16 protein-coding genes and 1 pseudogene are annotated in these 21,811 nt (G+C 63.9%); 7 read left to right on the top strand and 10 right to left on the bottom strand.

Features of this window, described 5'->3' with window-relative positions; genetic code table 11:
• The first annotated feature begins 114 nt into the window (after positions 1 to 114).
• A complete protein-coding gene (locus tag OHA42_RS18890) occupies positions 115 to 1,092 on the top strand; it encodes an AraC family transcriptional regulator ligand-binding domain-containing protein (RefSeq protein ID WP_406238831.1) in 978 nt (325 codons plus the stop codon).
• 10 nt (positions 1,093 to 1,102) lie between these two features.
• Here the strand turns inward: OHA42_RS18890 and OHA42_RS18885 are convergent, their stop codons facing one another.
• Positions 1,103 to 1,789, bottom strand: a complete 687-nt coding sequence (locus OHA42_RS18885; RefSeq protein WP_406239460.1) for a response regulator transcription factor — start codon at positions 1,787 to 1,789, stop codon at positions 1,103 to 1,105.
• A 203-nt stretch (positions 1,790 to 1,992) separates the two neighbouring features.
• On the opposite strand from OHA42_RS18885, the gene OHA42_RS18880 reads away from it, so the two are divergent.
• Positions 1,993 to 3,228: an IS256 family transposase gene (locus OHA42_RS18880; RefSeq protein ID WP_406230349.1), complete on the top strand. Its 1,236-nt coding sequence runs from the start codon at positions 1,993 to 1,995 to the stop codon at positions 3,226 to 3,228.
• A 479-nt stretch (positions 3,229 to 3,707) separates the two neighbouring features.
• On the opposite strand, the gene OHA42_RS18875 is transcribed toward OHA42_RS18880, so the two are convergent.
• Positions 3,708 to 4,943 (bottom strand): IS256 family transposase, encoded by a 1,236-nt coding sequence (locus tag OHA42_RS18875; RefSeq protein WP_406230349.1) that lies wholly within the window; start codon positions 4,941 to 4,943, stop codon positions 3,708 to 3,710.
• 320 nt (positions 4,944 to 5,263) lie between these two features.
• Here OHA42_RS18875 and OHA42_RS18870 point away from each other — a divergent pair, with 320 nt between their 5' ends.
• Positions 5,264 to 5,683 carry a VOC family protein gene (locus OHA42_RS18870; protein WP_406238829.1) on the top strand — a complete coding sequence of 140 codons (420 nt, stop codon included), beginning with the start codon at positions 5,264 to 5,266 and terminating at the stop codon, positions 5,681 to 5,683.
• Between the two features lie 794 nt (positions 5,684 to 6,477).
• Here the strand turns inward: OHA42_RS18870 and OHA42_RS18865 are convergent.
• A pseudogene (locus tag OHA42_RS18865) lies at positions 6,478 to 7,148 on the bottom strand (MBL fold metallo-hydrolase); the annotation flags it as partial.
• 223 nt (positions 7,149 to 7,371) lie between these two features.
• On the opposite strand from OHA42_RS18865, the gene OHA42_RS18860 reads away from it, so the two are divergent.
• Positions 7,372 to 8,895: a flavin-containing monooxygenase gene (locus tag OHA42_RS18860; RefSeq protein ID WP_406238827.1), complete on the top strand. Its 1,524-nt coding sequence runs from the start codon at positions 7,372 to 7,374 to the stop codon at positions 8,893 to 8,895.
• A gap of 80 nt (positions 8,896 to 8,975) precedes the next feature.
• Here OHA42_RS18860 and OHA42_RS18855 read toward each other — a convergent pair whose 3' ends face one another.
• Genes OHA42_RS18855 through OHA42_RS18845 form a run of 3 tightly spaced genes read right to left on the bottom strand, consistent with a single transcriptional unit; the run spans position 8,976 to position 11,416 of the window.
• The gene (locus tag OHA42_RS18855; RefSeq protein WP_406238825.1) at positions 8,976 to 9,755 is read right to left on the bottom strand and encodes a glycosyltransferase family 2 protein; all 780 of its coding nucleotides are present in this window, start codon (positions 9,753 to 9,755) and stop codon (positions 8,976 to 8,978) included.
• A complete protein-coding gene (locus OHA42_RS18850) occupies positions 9,752 to 10,546 on the bottom strand; it encodes a GntR family transcriptional regulator (RefSeq protein WP_406238823.1) in 795 nt (264 codons plus the stop codon). Before OHA42_RS18850 ends, OHA42_RS18855 begins: the two co-directional genes overlap by 4 nt.
• Positions 10,547 to 10,555: 9 nt before the next feature.
• Complete coding sequence (locus OHA42_RS18845) at positions 10,556 to 11,416, bottom strand: DUF5984 family protein (RefSeq protein WP_406238821.1); 861 nt, start codon at positions 11,414 to 11,416, stop codon at positions 10,556 to 10,558.
• A 399-nt stretch (positions 11,417 to 11,815) separates the two neighbouring features.
• Here OHA42_RS18845 and OHA42_RS18840 point away from each other — a divergent pair, with 399 nt between their 5' ends.
• Positions 11,816 to 12,940 (top strand): alpha/beta hydrolase, encoded by a 1,125-nt coding sequence (locus OHA42_RS18840; RefSeq protein ID WP_406238819.1) that lies wholly within the window; start codon positions 11,816 to 11,818, stop codon positions 12,938 to 12,940.
• A gap of 298 nt (positions 12,941 to 13,238) precedes the next feature.
• Here OHA42_RS18840 and OHA42_RS18835 read toward each other — a convergent pair whose 3' ends face one another.
• On the bottom strand, positions 13,239 to 14,063 hold the full coding sequence (locus tag OHA42_RS18835) for a class I SAM-dependent methyltransferase (protein WP_406238817.1): 825 nt from the start codon (positions 14,061 to 14,063) through the stop codon (positions 13,239 to 13,241).
• A 360-nt stretch (positions 14,064 to 14,423) separates the two neighbouring features.
• Complete coding sequence (locus OHA42_RS18830) at positions 14,424 to 16,172, bottom strand: glycoside hydrolase domain-containing protein (protein ID WP_406238815.1); 1,749 nt, start codon at positions 16,170 to 16,172, stop codon at positions 14,424 to 14,426.
• Positions 16,173 to 16,615: 443 nt separating this feature from the next.
• On the opposite strand from OHA42_RS18830, the gene OHA42_RS18825 reads away from it, so the two are divergent.
• A complete protein-coding gene (locus tag OHA42_RS18825; protein ID WP_406238813.1) occupies positions 16,616 to 17,860 on the top strand; it encodes a helix-turn-helix transcriptional regulator in 1,245 nt (414 codons plus the stop codon).
• A gap of 248 nt (positions 17,861 to 18,108) precedes the next feature.
• Here the strand turns inward: OHA42_RS18825 and OHA42_RS18820 are convergent, their stop codons facing one another.
• Complete coding sequence (locus tag OHA42_RS18820) at positions 18,109 to 18,744, bottom strand: TetR family transcriptional regulator (RefSeq protein WP_406238812.1); 636 nt, start codon at positions 18,742 to 18,744, stop codon at positions 18,109 to 18,111.
• Between the two features lie 96 nt (positions 18,745 to 18,840).
• On the opposite strand from OHA42_RS18820, the gene OHA42_RS18815 reads away from it, so the two are divergent.
• Entirely contained in the window at positions 18,841 to 19,623 is a 783-nt protein-coding gene (locus OHA42_RS18815) for an SDR family NAD(P)-dependent oxidoreductase (RefSeq protein WP_406238810.1), read from the top strand.
• Between the two features lie 137 nt (positions 19,624 to 19,760).
• Here OHA42_RS18815 and OHA42_RS18810 read toward each other — a convergent pair whose 3' ends face one another.
• Positions 19,761 to 21,632 carry an ABC transporter ATP-binding protein/permease gene (locus OHA42_RS18810; RefSeq protein WP_406238809.1) on the bottom strand — a complete coding sequence of 624 codons (1,872 nt, stop codon included), beginning with the start codon at positions 21,630 to 21,632 and terminating at the stop codon, positions 19,761 to 19,763.
• Between the last annotated feature and the right edge of the window lie 179 nt (positions 21,633 to 21,811).

Here is a 21,811-nt window from a genome sequence, read left to right as displayed (position 1 = left end):
CCGGCGGTCGGTCACCTCTGACTCGAGCCCTGGTGCCGAGGCGACGTCGCGGGTGACCGTCCGCAAGGCGGGAAATGTTGAAACTACAGCCACGACAGCCGCATGATCTGTGCTGTGGACGCGGTGGATCATATTCTTCTTCCCAAGTACGTCCTCGACACCACCGGCCTGGCTGAATCAGTTCGGCAGCGGCTGGCCGATGAGGTCGATGTGCCCGGCTGGATGTTGTCGAGCACAAGCGCGATCTTGCCCAGCGATCGTTACCTACGGTTGTGGGAGTTGGCCGAGCACGAGCTGGACGATCCGGATGTCGCACTGCGGGCCGCGCTCGCGTACGTACCCGGGCAGTTGGGACTGATCGACTATCTCTTCACCACGGCACCGACGCTTGGCGAGGGACTCGCGTTGACAGGAATGTACATCGGCACTTCTACGACCAACCACCACTTCACCATCGTCGGAGAGTCCGAAGATCAGATGAGCGTCGACCTGAGTCTGCTCCAAGGGGAAGGCCGCGGGCGAGATCTGGCCATCCAGGTCGCCTTGGCGGGCACGGTGACAAAGATACGTCGCGTCACCGGCCAGCAGGTGAACCCAGTGCGCGTCCGATTTCGGCAAAGTGCGCCACCTCGGCACGATCAGTTCATCGAGCTGTTCGGCACAGCCCGCATCGATTTCGGCGCACCGACCAACCAACTCACCTTCCGGACCTCCGACCTCGCATTGCCGATGCCGACCGCCGATCCCGTGCTGGCCGCCATCCTCCACCGCAGTGCGGACACGATGGCACAACCTCGGATCACCACGTGGTCCGAGCGGCTGCAGCAGGTGCTGGCAGTCATGATGGACGACGGCCCGGTCACGATCGATCCGGCCGCGCGGCGCATGGCCATGAGTAGGCGCAGTCTGCAACGTAAGCTCGCTGAGGAAGGAACCACCTGGCGACGGGAGATCGACCGGGCCCGACGCAGGCGACTGGAAGATCGGTCCCGATCGTCGCCCACAACGAACAGGACCGAAATAGCCCACCTGCTCGGCTATTCGGACGCACGCTCACTCGGTCGCGCGTACCGACGCTGGTCCCAACCCTGACCGTCGCGACCTAGGACGCCGCGTCGACACGAGCCGGGTCGCCCCACCGGTATCCATGGCCGCGGATAGTGCTGATCAGTCCCGGCCGATCCAGCTTGGCACGCAGCCAGGTGATGTGTACATCGAGCGACCGCGATACCGATACAAACGCGTCCCCCCACACCCGATCCATCAGCTGCTGCCGACTCACTGCCATCCCCGGCCGCTCCACCAGGATCCGCACAAGCTCGAACTCCTTGCGAGTCAGCGGTATCGGCTCGCCCGCCACCTCGACACGCCGCGCCCCCACATCCACCCGCACATCCCCGGTGACAATCACGCTGTTCGAAGCCGGACCGATGTCGGTGACGATGTGCCGAGCGGCCTTCTCCAACCTCGCAATCAACTCGCCCACCCGGGGCGGCCTCACCATGCAGTCGTCGGCGCCACCGCGCAGGGCACGCACGACCGAACGCTCGTCGCCGTGGCCGACCAAGATCACCACAGGTATCGAACTGATCGCTCGAAGCTGCCGCAACACCTGCAGCCCAGGGATATCGGGCAAGGCGAGATCGAGGACGATCGCGTCATACCGGTGATGGGAGGTCAGTACATCCAGACCCCACCGAGTGCGATCGGTAGTGAAACCTCGCGCCATCAGCGCCTTGATGAGTGTGTCTCCGATGTGGTCGTCATCCTCGACCAGCAGTAGCCGCATCACCTGTTCCCCTGCGCTTTTCGGTCGTTGCCCCGATGACAACACCGCCGAGAAGGTAAGCGTGCGTCGCGGGTTGAGTCCATCAAGATGGTGTACGAACTGAACGCCCTTGCAGCGCAAGGGTGTGTCGTAACCGTGAATGGGATGGTCACCGCGTGATCCTTCAGAAGACCTACCAAGTCATGAGAAGGAAGTTTCACGCGATGACCTCTGTCCAGCCTATCGACCCGGGCAAGATGCTGTCCGACCAACTCGCTGTCACCAGCCCTGACCTGCTGCGGAACATGCTCTCGACGTTCATCCAGACACTGATGGGCGCCGAAGCCGACGCTGTGTGCGGTGCCGGCTACGGCGAACGCAGCGAGAATCGGGTCAACCACCGCAACGGCTACCGCCACCGCGACTTCGACACTCGGGTCGGCACGATCGACGTGGCGGTCCCGAAACTGCGCCAGGGCACGTATTTCCCGGACTGGCTGCTCGAACGCCGCAAACGCGCCGAACGGGCCCTGACCTCTGTGGTGGCGACCTGCTATCTGCTCGGTGTGTCCACCCGACGGATGGAGCGCCTTGTCGAATCACTCGGTGTCACAAAGCTTTCCAAATCACAGGTCTCGATCATGGCCGCCGACTTGGACGCGCAGGTCGAGGCGTTCCGCACCCGCCCGCTCGACCAGGGGCCCTACACGTTCGTCGCTGCCGATGCCCTGGTGTTGAAGGTCCGCGAGAACGGCCGCGTGGTCAATGTCCACACCCTGGTCGCGACTGGCGTCAACGCCGATGGCTACCGCGAAATCCTGGGCATCCAGGTCACCAGCGGCGAAGACGGCGCGGGCTGGTTGGCGTTCTTCCGCGACCTGGTCGCCCGCGGCCTGTCCGGGGTCAGCCTCGTCACCAGCGACGCCCACGCCGGACTGGTGGCCGCGATCGGCGCCACCCTTCCCGGCGCCTCCTGGCAGCGCTGCCGCACCCACTACACGGTCAATCTCATGTCGATCACACCGAAGGCATCGTGGCCCTGGGTTCGCACGTTGCTGCATTCAGTCTTCGATCAAGCCGACCCGGAATCGGTTGCCGCACAATATGATCGGATGCTCGACGCCTTGACCGAAAAACTGCCGAAGGTGGCCGGTCACCTCGATGCGGCCCGCGCCGACCTGCTTGCGTTCACCAGCTTCCCCAAACAGATCTGGCGCCAGATCTGGTCGAACAATCCTCAAGAACGGTTGAACAAGGAAATCCGGCGCCGCACCGACGTCGTCGGCATCTTCCCCGACCGCACCGCCATCATCCGTCTCGTCGGGGCCGTCCTGGCCGAACAGCACGACGAATGGATCGAAGGCCGCCGCTACCTCGGACTCGATGTCCTGGCCCGCTCACGTGACACCACCGACCCCACCGAACAGGAGGAGACCACCCCCGCAGCTCTCACCGCCTAATGAAAGCCGGATCACCGGTGACCATCCCCGCTACACCACGCGTTTGGGCTTGACCGCGTCGCGTCCGGCCCATTGGACAGGACAGAACGTGCCGATTCGACGCCAATCGATGCCATATTCACGGCTCGGCCGAAACCAGAGCGAATCACCAGGGGGCCAACTCCTCGGCGACATTCCGACGAAGAACTGCCGACCACAGACCCTGACTGACCAGTCGCCGCCCAAGTGCGCTTGCCTTCCTTGGCGCGGGGCCTGAAGAGGTTCGCTCGGCTGGCAGGCATTCCCGAACGCACCTATCGGCGGCGGCCGGCCCGGCTCCGCGGCGGGGATCCGCTTCTCGGCCGTGGCCTGCACTGAAGGTGGAATGGTTCGAAGTCCTCTCCGGCCCCCGCGACACGGCAACCGCCCGTCGAACCCGGGTGCGGGTCAAGCCCAAACGCGTGGTGTAGCGGGGATGGTCACCGGTGATCCGGCTTTCATTAGGCGGTGAGAGCTGCGGGGGTGGTCTCCTCCTGTTCGGTGGGGTCGGTGGTGTCACGTGAGCGGGCCAGGACATCGAGTCCGAGGTAGCGGCGGCCTTCGATCCATTCGTCGTGCTGTTCGGCCAGGACGGCCCCGACGAGACGGATGATGGCGGTGCGGTCGGGGAAGATGCCGACGACGTCGGTGCGGCGCCGGATTTCCTTGTTCAACCGTTCTTGAGGATTGTTCGACCAGATCTGGCGCCAGATCTGTTTGGGGAAGCTGGTGAACGCAAGCAGGTCGGCGCGGGCCGCATCGAGGTGACCGGCCACCTTCGGCAGTTTTTCGGTCAAGGCGTCGAGCATCCGATCATATTGTGCGGCAACCGATTCCGGGTCGGCTTGATCGAAGACTGAATGCAGCAACGTGCGAACCCAGGGCCACGATGCCTTCGGTGTGATCGACATGAGATTGACCGTGTAGTGGGTGCGGCAGCGCTGCCAGGAGGCGCCGGGAAGGGTGGCGCCGATCGCGGCCACCAGTCCGGCGTGGGCGTCGCTGGTGACGAGGCTGACCCCGGACAGGCCGCGGGCGACCAGGTCGCGGAAGAACGCCAACCAGCCCGCGCCGTCTTCGCCGCTGGTGACCTGGATGCCCAGGATTTCGCGGTAGCCATCGGCGTTGACGCCAGTCGCGACCAGGGTGTGGACATTGACCACGCGGCCGTTCTCGCGGACCTTCAACACCAGGGCATCGGCAGCGACGAACGTGTAGGGCCCCTGGTCGAGCGGGCGGGTGCGGAACGCCTCGACCTGCGCGTCCAAGTCGGCGGCCATGATCGAGACCTGTGATTTGGAAAGCTTTGTGACACCGAGTGATTCGACAAGGCGCTCCATCCGTCGGGTGGACACACCGAGCAGATAGCAGGTCGCCACCACAGAGGTCAGGGCCCGTTCGGCGCGTTTGCGGCGTTCGAGCAGCCAGTCCGGGAAATACGTGCCCTGGCGCAGTTTCGGGACCGCCACGTCGATCGTGCCGACCCGAGTGTCGAAGTCGCGGTGGCGGTAGCCGTTGCGGTGGTTGACCCGATTCTCGCTGCGTTCGCCGTAGCCGGCACCGCACACAGCGTCGGCTTCGGCGCCCATCAGTGTCTGGATGAACGTCGAGAGCATGTTCCGCAGCAGGTCAGGGCTGGTGACAGCGAGTTGGTCGGACAGCATCTTGCCCGGGTCGATAGGCTGGACAGAGGTCATCGCGTGAAACTTCCTTCTCATGACTTGGTAGGTCTTCTGAAGGATCACGCGGTGACCATCCCATTCACGGTTACGACACACCCTTGCGCTGCAAGGGCGTTCAGTTCGTACACCATCTTGATGGACTCAACCCCGGGTGTGTGCGGCCGCGTGGCCGTTGGGAAACGCGCGATAGGCGGCAGAAGAGTGCGTTCCACGCTGGCGCAGCAGCGGTACCCAGGTTCTACAAGTAATCACGACAGGAGGTGTCGTGATTACTTGAAAGGCTGACTTGGCGACCGTCGGACGGCCCGATCGGTCACGTCACGAAGGAGCGTCAAGTGAGTTCTGGAGTCAACCCATGCATCGTGTTCAACGGCAACGCGCGGCGAGCGATGGAGTTCTATCGGGAGGTCTTCGGCGGCGAGTTGGAGGTCGGAACGGTCGCGGACTTTGGCTCACCGGAATCGCCCAACGCTGACAACGTCATGCACGCCCGGCTTGACACACAGGCGGGCTACACGCTGATGGGATGGGACTTCCCGGACGACCGGCCTGGCCACCCGCCTTATCAGCCAGGTAACAACGTTGCGGTCTTCGTCGGTGGCGACGACGAACTCCGCGGCTACTTCGAGAAGCTTTCGGTCGGCGGCACCGTAACGCTGCCACTCGAAGAGCAGGTGTGGGGCGACGAGGCGGGCTCGCTCGTGGACAAGTTCGGAATCAGCTGGATGTTTAACATCACGGCCCAGCAGCACTGATCGAGCACCGAGTAGTTGCGTTGAACGACGACGACTGAACGTCAGGCTGCACCGGGGCCGTGCAACATCTGGCTGCTTGTCCCCGGGGCGGCGGAGCGAGGGGTAAAAGCACACGGTATTCGGCATTTTCGTGCGTGCTCCGGCGACCATCCGACTTTCGCGAGGCCGGCCAGCAGGTCCTTGTCCTCGGGGCGGGGCTGATCGTGAGAAAGGCTGTCGTAGTACAGATCCCAGTAGTGCTGTGGCGTGAGGTTGCGGATATAGGTGGGGCCTGCTGACCGGCCCGATACCCGTCGATCAGCGACTCGCCGAGCCCGCGCCGAACCAGATCGCGTGCGATGCCCATCGGCTCCTCGCCGAGGTTCGCGGCAACCGGAGACCCCGGGTCGTGCGCGTTGGATGCGGCCCAGTACAGAATGTTGACCCGATTGGTGCGCCGCACCCCGTCCCGCAACACAGGATCGTCGGCAACCGCCCCAACCCTGGGCGCCTGCAGCACGGCCTGAAGAATCTCATCGAACCACTCCTCTGGAGCGCTCAACAGGATCTGCGCGCCACGGCGCAACAACTCTCGAACGCGGTCGGACGGACGCTCCCACTCCACCCGCCCACTCTAAGTCGAACGTTATGCAGACAGCACCGACAAGGCAGCACATTGCAGCAATCTGCATCTAGTGATGGCCGCGGATCAGCTCGACCACTTCCAACGTGTCATGCGGTCAGGCCTGCATCCAGCGTGTCCATCAGCGCCTGTGCTCTATGTGGGTATCGGCGTGCTCTGGCTTGGCCGACCGCTACGCATCCGCGCGGGCGCGCTTGTACAGGGTCGAGTCGTGAGAGCAGACGATGAACAAGTCGGGGTCTGCGCGTCCATAGAGCTCTTGAAGGCGGGCGTGGTTGTCTCGCACCATTTTTCGATCGAACGCGATGAGGGTTTCCATAGCCGTAAGGCCGCGAGGAACATTGCAGTGGGGGGCGAGGGTGCCGTGGTGGAAGAACGAGTCGCCGCCGTGCAGCACCCATCGATGGCCGGCGTCGACGGCTACGCAGGCATGGCCACGGGTGTGGCCGGGCAGCGAGATCAGCACTATCCGGGGGAGATCTCGTCAAGTTCCTTAGCCGCGGCGAAGCCTCGCCACTTCTCGCCTTGCGGGTCGTGTTCCATGATGTTGGGCTTGTGCGCCCACTGGGTGCACCGGTAGCGGGTCTTCTCGAACCGCGACGGGGAGATTATCGCGCCGAGCGCCTCGGCGGCAGTGACGTGGACTTGGGCATGCGGGAAGTCGGACAGGCCGCCGATGTGGTCCAGGTCGAGGTGCGTGACCACGATGTGGCGAACATCGTCGCGGCGGAAGCCGAGTTGTTCGATTTGGTGGGCGGCGGTTTCCTCGGGGCTGAGGATGGGTTTGAGGAAGCGGCGTAGGGGTCCGACTCTCCCGGCTGGGTCCGCGCAGTCGTGCGCACCGCGGGGGCCGATTGGGTGTGCGGCCGCACATCTCACCCTTGCAAATGTATGCAGCGGGCGATACCCCGCAGCGGACCATCGACGTAGTTTAGTCACCGGTCCAATCAGCTCAACCAGCACCGAGACCGCTGCGCTGGTTGGTATTTCGCACCGCCGGCGGCGCAGGAATTCCAACCGCATATCCGCCGTCCTAGCCGAGAAGTACGTCCGAGGAGTCGCAGAAATGTCTACAGCATCGGTCGAGGACCGCGTCGAGCACGTGGACGTGTTGATCATCGGAGCAGGGATCTCCGGCATCGGAGCGGCGTATCCGCTTTCCACACAGCATCCCGACAAGACCTTCGCAATCCTCGAGGCACGGGGCGCCACCGGCGGAACATGGGACCTGTTCCGCTATCCCGGAATTCGCTCCGACTCGGACCTGCACACCTTCAGCTACGAGTTCAAGCCGTGGCGAAACGATAAGCCCATCGCCGGTGCCGAAGCGATCCTCGACTACCTGCGCGAGACGGCCACCGAGAACGGCATCGACAGCAAGATCCGGTTGCACCATAAGGTGCACAGCGCGGCCTGGTCCAGCAGCGATGGGCGCTGGCTCGTTGAGATCGAGCGCCCCGACACCGGCGAGCAGCAAACGCTCAGCTGCGGCTGGCTCTTCTGTGCCGGCGGCTACTACCGCTACGACCAGGGATTCACCCCCGAATTCGACGGCCGTGAGCGATTTCAGGGTCGGATCGTGCACCCACAGCATTGGCCGGAAGACCTCGACTACCGCGGTCAGCGGGTGGTAGTGATCGGCAGCGGCGCGACCGCGGTGACGCTCATCCCGGCGCTGGCCGGTACCGCGGCGCACGTGACGATGCTGCAGCGTTCACCGAGCTATGTCTTGGCGGTACCGTCGAGCGACAAGATTGCCAATAGATTGCCCACGCTGCTCGGCGTCAAGCGGGCGTACGCGATCACCCGCCGCAAGAACATCGCCCGGCAATGGGCGATCTTCCGGTTCTGCCGGGCCTACCCGCGCCTCGCGCGGCGGGTGATCCGGTACCTCACGGCCAAACAGCTGCCGATGGGCTATCCGGTGGATGAGCATTTCAACCCGGCCTACAACCCGTGGGATCAGCGGCTGTGCGTGGTCCCGGATGGCGATTTGTTCAAGGTGATCCGCGACGGGGACGCCTCGGTGGTCACCGACCGGATCGACACCTTCACAGAGCAGGGCATCAAGCTGGCATCCGGGCGCGAACTCGAGGCAGACATCATCGTGACCGCCACCGGCCTGAACCTGCAAGCGTTCGGCGGCATCACGTTGACCGTGGACGGCGCCGCGGTGAACCCGCCCGACAAGGTGGCGTTTCGCGGCTTCATGCTCGACGGAGTTCCCAACTTCTCGTTCGCCTTCGGCTCCACCAACTTGTCCTGGACGCTCAAAGTCGGGCTGGTGGGCGAGCACTTCTGCCGACTGCTGGCCTACATGGACACCCACGGTCACACCGTGTGCTATCCCGAATTTACCAATCCACACATGGCGACCAGGCCGTTGGTTGAATCCAGCGCCGGTTACGTGAAGCGCTCGATCGAGCAGTTCCCACGTCAGGGCGCTGACGGCCCGTGGCAGATATCGCCGGACCACCGGGCCAACATCAAGACGTTGCGCCACGGTCCTGTACCCGACGAAAACCTGCGCTTCGGTTCCGCCCCCAGCCCATCCCCGGCCATCATCTCGGCCGTGGAGATCAACCCATAGCCGGCCACGCCATGCGCGCGTTGCCCGCCCACACCGAGGCGACCCAGAACGCAGAGCGAGCCGAGGAGCGCTAGCGCCTTTCATTCGCAGCTTCTCCATAGCCTGCCGGAGTAGTGCCAGTGCGGGAAGTCGTCGGCCAGCGCGTTCGCTCGACGTTCGATCACGGTGTAGCGGGCGGTCAGATCGTCGGTGTCGATGTGGGCCGCTTGGGCTGTGGTTTGGCCGGGCCATTTGCGGTAGAGCAGGCCGACGCTGGCCGAAAAGTAGCCATCTGCAACGGCATTGGCCGCGAGGAGGAGTCCCGTGTCTTCGGATGCCGGGAGCCCCATCCAGCCGCCGAGAGCGAGAACGAGCTGAGTGCGAATGCACAGGGTTGCCGGGTGCACCTGGGCGCGATAGTTGTTCGAACGCCAATGAGCGAGGACCGCACCGCGTTCGATCACGCCCTCGTCGGGATCGCTGTCGAAACCGATCACCGAGCCGTCCAGCAGTAGATCGAGCACTCGCGATGTCGTCCAGCCGATATCGAATCGCTCGAGAGCATCGATGTCTCGCGCAAGTACTTCTTCGCTGAGTTGGTCGTCGGCATCGAGGGTCTTGACCAGTTCACCGCGTACGCGGCCGAGCGCCAACGTGCGGGCGACTCCGGGCCCGCCATGCCGGCCGACGGCGAATCGAATCCGGTCGTCATCGGGCAGCCCGGCGGCGATCTCGCCTTCACTGAATCCATCGGCCTGCACGATCCATTCCCAGCTCCACCCTGACGGCAAGATCTGCTTGGCAAGGGACTCGTATGCGGCGGCCATATACTCGGGCAGGGCTTGATAGACCGGCGTGATGACGGAAATGAGTCGGGTCATTTCGTCCACCTTTCGAGTGGGGTCTCGTAGACGAGCTCGGTCCGGTCGCCCGGCAGGGTGACATCGGCAACCTCTACGACACGTCCAGTCGTATCAATGGACGTCTTGCGGATGAGAAAAACGGGGACACCCGAGGCGATGTCGAGCAACTCGGCCTCCTCCGGCGTCGAAGGTCGTGTCGTGACGGTCTCGACGACACGATCGAGTTCGATCCCGATTGTGAAGAACTGGTGCTGCGTCCCGCCGGGCCATGGCTCATTCCCGTCATCCAGCAGCCGGGGGTCAGCGGCAGCCATCTCGTAGATCAGGTACGACCGCGCCAAGTTGAACGGTGCGACTTCGTTCTTCGATCGCGTGCGGTAGTCGCGCTGCAACAGCTTGGTGCCGACAGGAACGCCGAAAGATTCGGCCAGATCGTCATTCGCCTGTGCCACAGTGTATTCGGCCTCGAACTCGAGTTCCGAGACATCGAGGCCGGTATTCCGTTCGGTCGATCCGGTGGCCGCACGAACAGGTTCGGGCTCATGGATCCGAGCCTTGTCGAAATGGTTGTTGGTGTTGCTACGGCGTACTTTTCGGCGCGGCGGTCGTACGTACACGCCAAGGCCCTGCCGTGAATCGATCAAGCCTTCGCTCCGGAGCACGTCCAGCGCTTGGCGAACGGTTGGCATGCTGACGCCATACTTCGCGCTGAGAGTGGCCGAGGTCGGCAGCTGCTTTCCGGCCGCAAACTCGCCCGTTCGGATCGATTCGCGCAGGTCATCGGCCAATCGCTCGTACTCGAGTGCCATGACTCGAGATTAGTCCTCACGGTGTCTTGACAAGTCCCGACTCGTGACACCTTCGAGAGGGGCTCGATTGGAGAGCAAAGCACGGGCCCCGGAGCGGACCGCATTCCAGTCGGTACTGGTTCGACGCTCCAGCGCTTTCGGCAGCCATTGCATCCTCTCTCCATGCTCACGGCGCAACCAGGCGACATCCGATTTCACGCCCTCCGGCGGACCTGATGCCTCGAGTCGGCTCACCCGCTCGTCCATTGCCGACAACAGCGCTCTATCGAATTCGTTGACCGCCGCCAGGAATTCGGAGGTCGGGATGGTGGCACGGTCGACCGGCGGGCGAACGAATTCGATCACACCGTCGGGATCTATCGGGTACCACCATTCGATCGTCATGCGATCGCCGGAGCCGTCAACTGTTCGCCACCACATGAAGCTGGGCCCGAATCTCATGTATCCGGTGTCGACGAATCGGTGGCTGCGCAATGTCATTGCGGCATCGACCTCCCGCGCCAGCGCATCGTCATTGATCGAGGCATCCAGCACCTCCTGCGACCACTGTTCGGAGTCGCTCCGCAGGAAGTCGATCAAGTCTGCGGGGACGGGTTCGAGCGCTTCCGGGAACAACGCGAGGATGTCCTCCCAGAGCCGGACCACGTAGTAGTCGATATACCGTTCTTCGTCCCCGACATGTCCCGCATCCGAGAGGTTCGCACCGTCCCCGCGCAGCTGCTCGATCGACCGATCCGAATACCGCATCAACTCGAAGCCGCCGACATCGAGGCAGTACCAGCCCTGGGTGAGTCCGAACCAGTGGAGCTCGCTGTCCTTGCCCCAGGGATGCACCTCGGCCAGCGGCGCCAGTCCGAATCGGATGGACATCACCGTCCTCATGGGGCCACCGGAGGCGCTGGGTGCGGCAGCTGTGTGCGCATGCGGTGATTCTGCCGCAGCCGACCCGGTAGGACTTGTTGCGATGTCGGTGATGACGTGATTCCACACCCGACGGGAACGGCAGGGTCCTCGACTGCCCGGTCAATAGGCTCAGCGCCTCGATGGCTGTGCGGTCTGCTGCTCGATCACACTCGATGCAACGTTCAACAGCTACGCACGCGGAGTAACCGGTGACCGGCCGGGGAGTGGCGCGGGCGCCCGGCGCCCGCCCAGCTGTGCATCCGAGGTGGACTTGGAGGTAGCTACAAAAATATCCGGGTGGACTGGTCGAACTTCGTACTTCTTGTTCCTAGCTGCGCCGTTGGCGAAACGATGTACTTGGCGCCTATGCCCGATTCCGAAGCCGAGTTACCCTCGGCCGGCGCCGACCCGAGAACCGCGATGGCCACCGCTATTGCGCGGTCCGAACCACTTCCCGAAGCGTCGTCACCGATCATCGAACGATCCAACCGGGCGAGTATCGGAACCCGAATCGCCCAACCACTGCTGCGTGGCACGGTCGGGTTCGGGTTGGCAACACTGGCGCGGATAGGCGGCTACGACCAGCTCGAGCAGATGCTCTGGCTCGGCCGCCTCATCGATCTACCGGCCGCTGTGCTCGTCCCCCCGAACGGCACCAAACGTCGGCGGGTTCAGTTGGAAAAGTTCCGCGCCGAATGGTTATGGCACGACGACCTGGCCGACCCAAGCCAACGGCAAGACTCGGCGCTGCTGTACTTCCACGGCGGCGGGTACATCAGCGGCGGCCTGAATACCCATCGGCGCCTCGTCGCCAAGATCGGGCGGGCCAGCCGGATGCCCGCATTCAATGTCGATTATCGACAGTTACCCGACGCGCACTTCACCGAGACTCTCGACGACGCGGTCGAGTCGTATAAGTACCTGCTCGCGCAGGGCTTCCAACCCGAGCGCATCATCGTGTCCGGCGACTCGGCCGGTGGCGGGCTCGCCTTCCGGCTCGCGCTGGCCACCCGGGAACGTGGGTTGCCGATGCCCGGCGGCATCTCTGCGATCGCACCATGGGCCGACTTCGACTCGACAACCCGCAACGCCCACCCCAACCGGCACCGCGACTCCTACCTACCCACCCGGATTCTGGAAACAATAGTGCGGCAAGGCTTTGCCATCGATGGCGAACTCGACCCGACATGGTCATCGGTCAACCACGACTTCACCGACCTACCACCGGTCCTGATCCAGGTCGGCTCCACCGAATGCCTGCTACCGGACGCCGAGATACTGACCCGACGCTGCGCCCGAGCGAACGTCCCCATACAACTGCAGATCTGGGACCGCGCACCGCACGTCCACCACATCGGCTCGGATCTGCTCTCCGACGCCCGCGCCGCGATCCGCGACCTGGGACAGTTCCACCGCCAGGTGATCGCCGGACAAATCCCATCGGCCAACGGCCGGATATCAGTGTGCGACAGACGAAATACCGGTTCCTGAGACCATGGCAGTGCACAGAGGTCTGCACCTGACCGCGCCGTACGACCAAAGCAGTGCCATGCCATGCCATGTCACAGTCCAATTTCCGGGTTCCCCGCCCATGCACTACCAGGCCGACTCCGCAGCAGCGCACACTTTCGCGAAGGCAGTGTATGAAATGGGACTGGCAACAATTCACATCGATCACGATATGCGCGAAGCACTGCAGCCATGCCCTATCAGCGGCTCTGGCGATGAACACCACGACTGATGCCGCCTGCTGCAGCACTGTCGATCGTGCTTCGGTCAGCGGCTCGAATCAGAAGCTCCAACGTCCGATTCGGGCGATGCGGCGCATTGCCGGAATGAACCGGATCGCGAAGAGCTGCAGCTTCATTCCGAGTGTGACGTCGGAAAAGGACTCCTTCAAAACGTCCGGCTCGGCCCATTCGGACGCGTCGAGACTGGTGATCGGATGGAGCCCGTACTGCTCGAACTCGGCCGGATCATCGACGCCCCAGTAGAGCGTGGAACCTGATCGGCGCACCACGGGATTGGTCTTCTGCAACTTGATGCCGAGCCGGCTGAAGACATCACAGATCAACTGACCGGTCGGGAACTTCGCGACCAGCCGTCGCAGCAGTTCGGCGCCGTCGTCCGGCTTCAGGTACATCGTCAAGCCTTCGGCGACGATCAGCGCGGGACGGTCCGAGGGGATGTGGTCGAGCCAACCGAATGCGGTAATCGGCGTTCCGATCGTCTGATAACCCTCGCGGTCGGGATAGATCTTGCGGCGCAGGTCGATGACATCGGGATAGTCGATGTCGAACCATGTCACCGTGGTGGGTGGGTCGAGCCGAAAGACCCGACTGTCCATTCCGCACCCGAGGTGCAGCACGATCGCATCGGGGTGTTCGAGCAGATACTGCGCCGCCCACTCGTCGATCACCTTCGCGCGCACCGCAACCGTGACGGCCACGTCGTCCTTGACTCGAAGTTCGGCGAAGTTGTAGTCGATCTGTCGCAGAGCCGCCTCGGCCGCCTGATCGCCGAGAATCGGCTTCTCTCGCCGATTGTCGAGCGCCCGTCCATACAGGGTGGCCAGCATGGTCGCCTTCTCCTCGGTGAACCGAACCTTCTCCACTGCGGTTGCTCCTGTCAGTAGTTTCAGGGACCGATAGCGGGTTCGTGCACCAACGGCACGAACGACTGCGGCGGGCAGACCGTTGGACGGCAGCATCGCCCCGGATTCGATTCGCCCGCTTGACTGTTGCGATCCCCCAGGGATCAGTGGGTAGACGCTTGAACTCTACGTCCGTAGAGTTCAATAAGCAATCATCATCGGAGGGCGGGTAGCACTTATTGCCATGGCAGCGGGTACTTCTCGGGACAGAAGAACAAAGGAGGCCCACCTGCTGCTGTGCCGGCTCGCGCGACGCAGGTGGTGTGCATCAGCGCCGAACGAGCTTCCGTTGCCTGTGCCCTAGCAATTCCCGAGCCGGGCTCAGGGAGGATCGCGCAGCGGCTCCACGCGTCCGCCGACTGTCAGGAGGGCGAGCGTCGGTTTCGGTGTCCAATAGATCCGGCCGTTTTCGAACTCCTGGTAGGTCCCGGTGTCGAAGGGGGTTTCGTCGGATGTCGGCCAGCCGAGAGGCCCGTTCTCGAATCCGCTTCGATTCCAGCGCTCACGGATTTCGCCGTGCACCAGGTACACCGGCCGACCGTTGCGCCGGTAGAGAGCCCCGTTCTGAAAGCCTTGCACCTCGCCCCATACTTCGCCCTTCGGGTCGCGCAGCACGGTGTGATCGGTGATCGGGTAACCCAAAGGCCCTGCTTCCCAACCTGTTTCCGCATATTTCTCGAACAACGATCCCGGGATCGGATGCGCACCGGTGGACGGATGCCAGTAGATATATCCGTGCAGGAACTGAACGAATCGGCCCACACCGTCAGCTGTCTTCATTTCGCCCTCGGGGCCCACTCGCGGGCCCAGCCAGGGCGATTCGGCCGCCTTCGCACCGATTTCTCCGGCTATCGGTACGCCACTGGCGAACTCCCGGACGTGGCTCTCGAAGACACCCCACGGGAAGTTCCAGCCGACGTCGATATGAGTGCCGATCCCGAGGCACTCGGTCACGTATTTATGGTCGGAGATGCCGTCCCTGCGCGTATACGGCGGGGCGATGACATCGGGGGCGAAGCCGTACTTCTTTGCGTCCTGAACGGCCAGCCAGGCGGCTATCCGAAGGTCATCTTCGATGGCCAACCAGTCGTCGGTCGACCAGGACGCCCGGCTGCCCGCGAAGCAGAGATTGATCGTTTGGCTGTTGGCATCCAAGACCGACCACGACGCGTAATCGGTATCGACGACATCGCAGACGATCCCGTCCTTCAGCGTGTAGTGGTACGAGACGCCGTTGGCCGTGTTGTTGAGATACGCCGCCAGCGATTCGGCCGTGCCGTTGCCTTCCTGGGTGTGCAGTAGGAAGTTGGTGATACGAGCTCCCCAGCGCTCGGAGCGGGAGTTCCCCATCCTGTCGAGTTCAGTGTATTCGGGGGCGTCCACGGTCTGTTCTCCTTGCGTCGCAGCGCGAACGATGGACCACTGCCCGAAGTCGGCAGCCAAGATGTCGTTGACGTCGACCGAACTACCGTCGATGAGCGGGCCCGGATCGGACGGGGTGTCGATAACGCGCTGATACAGGACGGCCTCGGGAGTATCGAGCCGGTTACCGGACCACGCGCGCGTCTGCCAGGCCCAGTACCGGCCCTCGGAAGTCCGACCGATCACGCCGTCTTCGATGGCCCAGGCGCATACCTCCGACGAGCCGTAGATGCCGGTCCACTCCTGCCCGATCGACTCGTTGACACCGCGGAAGAAGTCGACTGCCCGGTCGTTCCAATCGTCCAGCCCGATGTCCTCGTCCACCGCGAAGAAGATCGGGCACCGGTCGGGCCCGCCGGCAGCGGAATGGATTTCCCTGGCCTGACGACCCATCCGATGCCCGCCGTCGTAGCCCGTGGTCCAGTCCGAAGGTGCCTGGGCATTACCGGGCTTGCCGTACTGCCATATCGAAACAATGTCGAGGCCAACGGCTTTCAGGCGTTCGGCATACTCCTTGGTCACCGGCTTGGCGCCGAAACCGGCTCCGGGTCTGCTCGGTGCTACGTAGACCAGGACAGCACTATGACCGGCAGCCTTGATGGCCTGGGGATCGATCAAACGTGCGGCGAAATCAACTGCCGTCGACATGCGGGAACCTCCATTGGTCGAGGACGGTGTGTCCGCGAACTCCACCGCTGCCGCCCGGCCAGCCGAGATCGATACCCCAGTGGAAATCGTCGCCACGAGAACCGAATCGGGAGGTGACGATACGGCCACGCGGCAAGGGCCGGTATCTGGTCATGTCGGGCCCGCAAGGTTCCGGTGGTCAGATGCCTCGATCACGATGTCCTCCAGGAAGACACAGCCGACCGGCTGTAGCGAACCAGTTGCCCTATCGAGTAGAGCAGGGTTGCTGACGCGGTTCCTCATCCGAACAGATGAGAGCGCGGGCCCCGCCGATGGCATCCAGGAGGTAGAATCGAGTATCGGACTACTCGTGTGACGTACCTCCCGAACGCCTACCATCAGCACCCGTGTTCAACTCTGGATGATTGCCGTTTCTCTTGTGCCGCAGGTCATTTCATATGGCGATGACAATCGAGAGGTTTTCCGCGATCGTTGCGCGAATCAACCGCGCGGCGCTGCATCCCCGCGCCTGGTCGCAGGCGGTGCACGATATCGTCACGGCGCTGGGCGCGAAGCACGGCGGCTTGGTCGTGTCCGGCTCGAGTAGCCGGCGGATGACCGCCTGTTCACTCGGCGCGGACGATTTGCGCCGCAGCTACAACGCCCGATTCTGGCGTATCGATCCGATCGCGAGTGCGCTCGAACACGAACCCGCCGGTGTCATCACGACATGCGAAGAGCTGCTGGGGCCGGATTACCTACGCCGGCATCCATTCTTCCGCGACTGGATGGTTCCACACCGGCTCGGCAACGGGATGCTCGCGCTTGTCACCAGTGGCGCCAGCACATCCTGGATCGGGGTGTATCCCGATCCAGGCCGCGACCTCGACCGAGCACTGGCGACATCGACAATGCGCCTGCTGCTCCCCCATCTGCGGCACGCATTGAATGTCCAGTCCTGTTTGGCAGATGTCCGGACCGAGCGTGACCAAGCCATCGCCGTGCTCGCCGTGCATCGGCACGGGCTGGTGATCGTGTCGAGTTGCGGGGCGATCAGCTACGCGAACCCAGCGGCATTGTCGATCCTGGAATCGCGAGACGGCCTCGGCATGGGACGCCGCGGCCACCTCGAATCATCGGACAACCGATCCGCGGTCGGGCTGCGCGCCATCATCAATTCGGCACTGCGCGAGTACGGGCCGTACGTCGGAGGGCGCGCCCTTATTCCCCGGCATAGTGGCGGCAGCTCGTACGCACTGCTGGTGGTGCCGCTGGATCCGAAGGTCGAGTACCGCGACGAGCGCACATCGGCGGCGCTCGTCGTCATCGTCGACCCGGATCAGGAAACATCGGGAGGGCCGATAGCGCTACAGCAACTGTACGGGTTGACCGCGGCCGAAGCGCGCGTCGCGGCGGCGGCACTGCGCGGCGCCGGGCTGCGGTCGATCGCGGAAGAATTGGCGGTCTCGGTGAACACCGCGCGCACGCACCTGCAACGCGCCTTCGAAAAGACCGGAACGCATCGGCAGGCCGAACTGGTTCGGATGCTGACAACAGTGCTGTCCGGAACGGGCCAGTTCGAGGGAACTGCGAATCACGGTATCCGCACCAGCCCCTGCCCTCCCTCACAACCCGAGTCCGGCGAGAGGGCTGCACATGGCGAGGGAGACAGCGTCGAACACAGCAAGGACCGACCGCAGTCTGGATAGAAAGCGCCGACGTAAACCGCCGCCCCCGACCTCATCGACCTCCATGTCGGACAACGCACTTCTCCCCTGCCGAAGATCCGCGTTGCTCCGACGCATCGGACACGCAGGCCGCATCATCGATACGGGCGCGAAACAAATCTGTCCGGCGCACCGAATCCTGGCCCCGTTGCCGGAGAACCGTTGCCGGACAGGCAATCCGGGCGCACCAGGTGTAGGTGGCGCAGTCCGGACGGACTGAAATATCGCTCCTACAGCAGGCTTTGGGTGGCGAGACGGGCGAGGCAGGTGTCGACGACGTCAGCGGCGGAGTCGGGCCCCTTCCCCGCGGCCCACAGTTCGGTCGCCAGGCGCACGGCGGTATTGGCCATCGCGGCGGTGAGGGCGACGTCGAGGTCGTCGGCGGGGCGACCGGTGCGGGCGGCAAGGATGGGAATGAGCTGGGTTTCGCAGTCGTGCTGGACGCGCAGCCAGGTCGCGCGCAGGGCGGGGAGTTGGGTGGCGGCGCGCACCAGCGGACGCAGGCTCGTCTCGGCGATGCCCTCCGCCGCCAGCGTGCCCGCGGTGGCGGTGCGATAAGAGCGGCTCAGCGCCTCGCGCAACGGCACGTCGGGCGGGCAGGCGGCGAGTTCGTCCGCCCAGGCCTGGGTTCCGATGGCCAGCAGCGGCGCGACGACATCTTCCTTGCCGGCGAAGTAACGGTAGAAGGTGCGCAGTCCCATACCCGCGGCAGCGGCGATATCGTCGACAGTCGTTGCGGTGTAACCATTTTCAATGAAGAGGTGCGCCGCCACCATCGCCACTTCTCGGCGCGTGGCCGCGCGGCGGGTCGCACTGAGTGCCGGACGCCCCGGTCCGGGCGCGGCACGGTTTCGCTTGCTGGTCACAGGTGTAGGGTACCGAGACCGAAACATTTAATGGCGCGGAGTGCCATTTTCGGCATATTGTGTCAGAAACAGTGCCACTGATCAGAAAGAGAGCCCATGAACCGTCTCGAACAGCGCCGTATTCTGGTCACCGGTGCGGGATCCGGCATCGGTCAGGCCACCGTCCTCCGTCTGCTGTCCGAAGGCGCGGTCGTCGTCGGCGCCGACGTCAACGCCGAGGGCCTGGAACTGACCCACAAGCAAGCCGCCGAGGCGGGCACCGACACCCGGCTGACCATCCTCGCGATGAACATCGGCCGGGAGATCGACGTGATCGCGGGCGTGAAGAGCGCCATCGAATCCCTCGGCGGGCTGGACGCACTGGTCAACGCGGCGGGCATCCTGCGCGCGGCACACACCCACGAGACATCGCTGGACCTGTGGAACGAGATCATCAACGTCAACCTCACCGGCACCTTCCTGGTGATCCGAGAGGCGCTGCCGGCACTGCTCGCCAACCCGCGCAGCACCATCGTCAACTTCAGCTCCACCTCGGCCAACTTCGCACACCCCTACATGGCGGCGTACTCCGCGAGCAAGGGCGGCATCCAGACGCTGACCCACGTGCTCGCACTGGAATACGGCAAGCAGGGTTTGCGCGCGGTCAGCGTCGCCCCGGGTGGCATCAAGTCGGGCATCACCGACTCCACCCCCGGCCACCTCCCCCAGGACTCCGACTGGTCCCTGTTCGGTCGCCTGATCGCCGTTCTGCCGCAAGATAATCCAGAAGAGCTGGCAGGCCCCGAGAACGTGGCCGGCGTCATCGCAATGCTCGTCTCCGACGACGGCCGCTTCATCAGTGGCACCGAGATCCGGATCGACGGAGCGGCACACACATAGTCGCTGCACGTCACCGACGGATAACCCACGGCGGGCCGCGCCGACCTACGCACGATCCGCGGCCGGCTCGACCCGACCGAGCACCCCGTGATCGAGATCGAAGTCGCATCCTGACCATGCCGAATTCACCGGTACGCCTACTGAATCGGCACCAATGACCAGGCACCGCCGCCCGTAATTTCCAGACGCGCGGTGTGATGCTGGTCGACCGTGGCGCGATGCGCGATGCTGACCAGGATGAGGTCGGGCAGTTCGGTGCGAATCAGGGTGTAGAGGGCGAATTCCAGACCCTCGTCCACGGCGGAGGTCACCTCGTCGAGGAACGCCGCCTCGGGTCGGATCAGCAGCAACCGCGCGAATGCCAGGCGCTGCTGCTCACCCGGCGACAGGATGTCGGCCCAGTCCGCCTCCTCGTCCAACCGGGTAGCCAGTTGGCCGAGCTGCACCTTGGTGAGCGTGGCCCGCAGCGTCGCATCCGTCGCACTTCCGGGTGCCGCCGGGTAGGTGACGGCCGCGCGCAGATCGCCGAGCGGAAGGTAGGGCAGCTGCGAAATGAACAGTGTGCCGGTGGTATTCGGTCTGCCGACCACGCCGTGGGTGTAGGGCCACATTTCGGCGAGGGAGCGCAGCAGGGTGGTCTTGCCACTCCCGGAGAGCCCCTTGACGACCACCGAGTCCCCGGCGCGCAGCCGCAGATTCAAGTTCGTGATCAGGATCGCGCCATCGGGTCGACGCACTTCCACCTCGCGCAACTCCACCGAATCACTCAGCGCGCGTACCTCGATCTTGGGCAAAGCGCGGGCGAACTCACTAGCCTCGAAGAGTCCGAACAGACGCAGCAATGTCGCACGGAACGCCGCGAAATCGCTATAACTATTACGGAAGAACGACAGCGAGCCCTGGATCTGCCCGAAGGCCTGCGCGGTCTGCTGGACGTCACCGAGGGTCAGCGTCCCTGCGAAGAAGTGCGGCACCTGCATGACCCACGGAAACGCTATGGCCGCCTCGGTGGCTGCCTGATTCCAGCCGATGAACCGCGTGCCGAACAGCACGAGGTCGCGATAGATTCGCAGCACCTGCGCGAATCGCGCACGCAATCCGTATCTTTCGGTGTCTTCGCCGCGGTAGAAGGCGATCCGCTCGGCGTTTTCGCGCAATCGGACAAGCGCATAGCGGAAGTTCGCCGTCGCGGCCTGATAGCGGAAGCCGAGCCTGATCAGCGGATGACCGATCCAGAAGGCGACCGCCGTCACCACCAGCACGTAGACGAAGACGAAAAACACCATTGCTCTTGGGATTCCGACACCGAAGATGGTCAGGGTCTCCGACAGATCCCACAGAATTCGGGTGAATGACACCACCGACACCACCGCGGTGACCGCCCCGAGCGACAGCGCCCTGGAACGGGCGACCATGTCGGTGATGTCCTGCTCGATGCGCTGATCCGGGTTATCGATGGGCGCATCGATGAATCGGATCCGGTAGTAGGCCTGATCGGCTATCCATTTCCCGGTCGCGCGCTCGGTCAACCAACGCCGCCAATTGATTTCGAAGGCCTGACCGAGGTAGTAATCCAACACGGTACGCGCCACATCGATGACCGCGAGCACAGTGAACACGACCATCGAGTGCCAGAACGCGGTTTCGGCCCTGTCGAGCGCCGCACCGTCGCCGCGCCCGAACGCCTCGGCGGCATTCTGTAAAGAAGTCAACAGGTCATTGCCCTGGTAGGACATCAACACCTTCACCCGAACCGACAAGACCGCGCTCAACAACAGCACCCCGAAGTACGGAATGCTGCGCCATGCCGCAGGACCCGTGAAGAAAGCCCCTGTCACCGACCGGAAGTGCCGCCCCCACTCCGTGATCCGCAGCACCAGAGCCATGACGACCAGGAATGCGACGCCCGTGACGGTGAACGCGGTGAGCAACCAGTGCAACGAGGCGACCAGCTCATCGCTCCAGTCCCGTGACGCACGCACCGCGGCCTCCGATCGCAATTCGGTCAACCTCGATTACACAGTCGAAAATCCGATAGCCACCACACGCCGACAGGCATAAGCGCAGGACAACGTTACTGTGCCCGCCGCGTAAATCCGGGGAACCCGGCCAGGAGGAGTTCGAAGGCCGCACGAAGCAACGCCATCATGGCGTGCGGCGCGGCCTGTTACTCCGTGGTCGCCCGCTG

Source organism: Nocardia sp. NBC_01009 (assembly GCF_045208035.1).
In the GTDB taxonomy this organism is placed as follows: Bacteria; Actinomycetota; Actinomycetes; order Mycobacteriales; family Mycobacteriaceae; genus Nocardia.
Note: the sequence above shows the minus strand (reverse complement) of the source record. Positions and strands in the feature narration are given on the sequence as shown.

Excerpts from the sequence above, each read along its gene's own strand:
- OHA42_RS18840 (WP_406238819.1), top strand. The coding sequence starts at position 11,816 with ATGCCCGATTCCGAAGCCGAGTTACCCTCGGCCGGCGCCGACCCGAGA.
- OHA42_RS18880 (WP_406230349.1), top strand. The coding sequence starts at position 1,993 with ATGACCTCTGTCCAGCCTATCGACCCGGGCAAGATGCTGTCCGACCAA.
- OHA42_RS18845 (WP_406238821.1), bottom strand. The coding sequence starts at position 11,416 with ATGTCCATCCGATTCGGACTGGCGCCGCTGGCCGAGGTGCATCCCTGG.
- OHA42_RS18825 (WP_406238813.1), top strand. The coding sequence starts at position 16,616 with ATGACAATCGAGAGGTTTTCCGCGATCGTTGCGCGAATCAACCGCGCG.
- OHA42_RS18885 (WP_406239460.1), bottom strand. The coding sequence starts at position 1,789 with ATGCGGCTACTGCTGGTCGAGGATGACGACCACATCGGAGACACACTC.
- OHA42_RS18855 (WP_406238825.1), bottom strand. The coding sequence starts at position 9,755 with ATGACCCGACTCATTTCCGTCATCACGCCGGTCTATCAAGCCCTGCCC.
- OHA42_RS18860 (WP_406238827.1), top strand. The coding sequence starts at position 7,372 with ATGTCTACAGCATCGGTCGAGGACCGCGTCGAGCACGTGGACGTGTTG.
- OHA42_RS18815 (WP_406238810.1), top strand. The coding sequence starts at position 18,841 with ATGAACCGTCTCGAACAGCGCCGTATTCTGGTCACCGGTGCGGGATCC.
- OHA42_RS18850 (WP_406238823.1), bottom strand. The coding sequence starts at position 10,546 with ATGGCACTCGAGTACGAGCGATTGGCCGATGACCTGCGCGAATCGATC.
- OHA42_RS18875 (WP_406230349.1), bottom strand. The coding sequence starts at position 4,943 with ATGACCTCTGTCCAGCCTATCGACCCGGGCAAGATGCTGTCCGACCAA.
- OHA42_RS18830 (WP_406238815.1), bottom strand. The coding sequence starts at position 16,172 with ATGTCGACGGCAGTTGATTTCGCCGCACGTTTGATCGATCCCCAGGCC.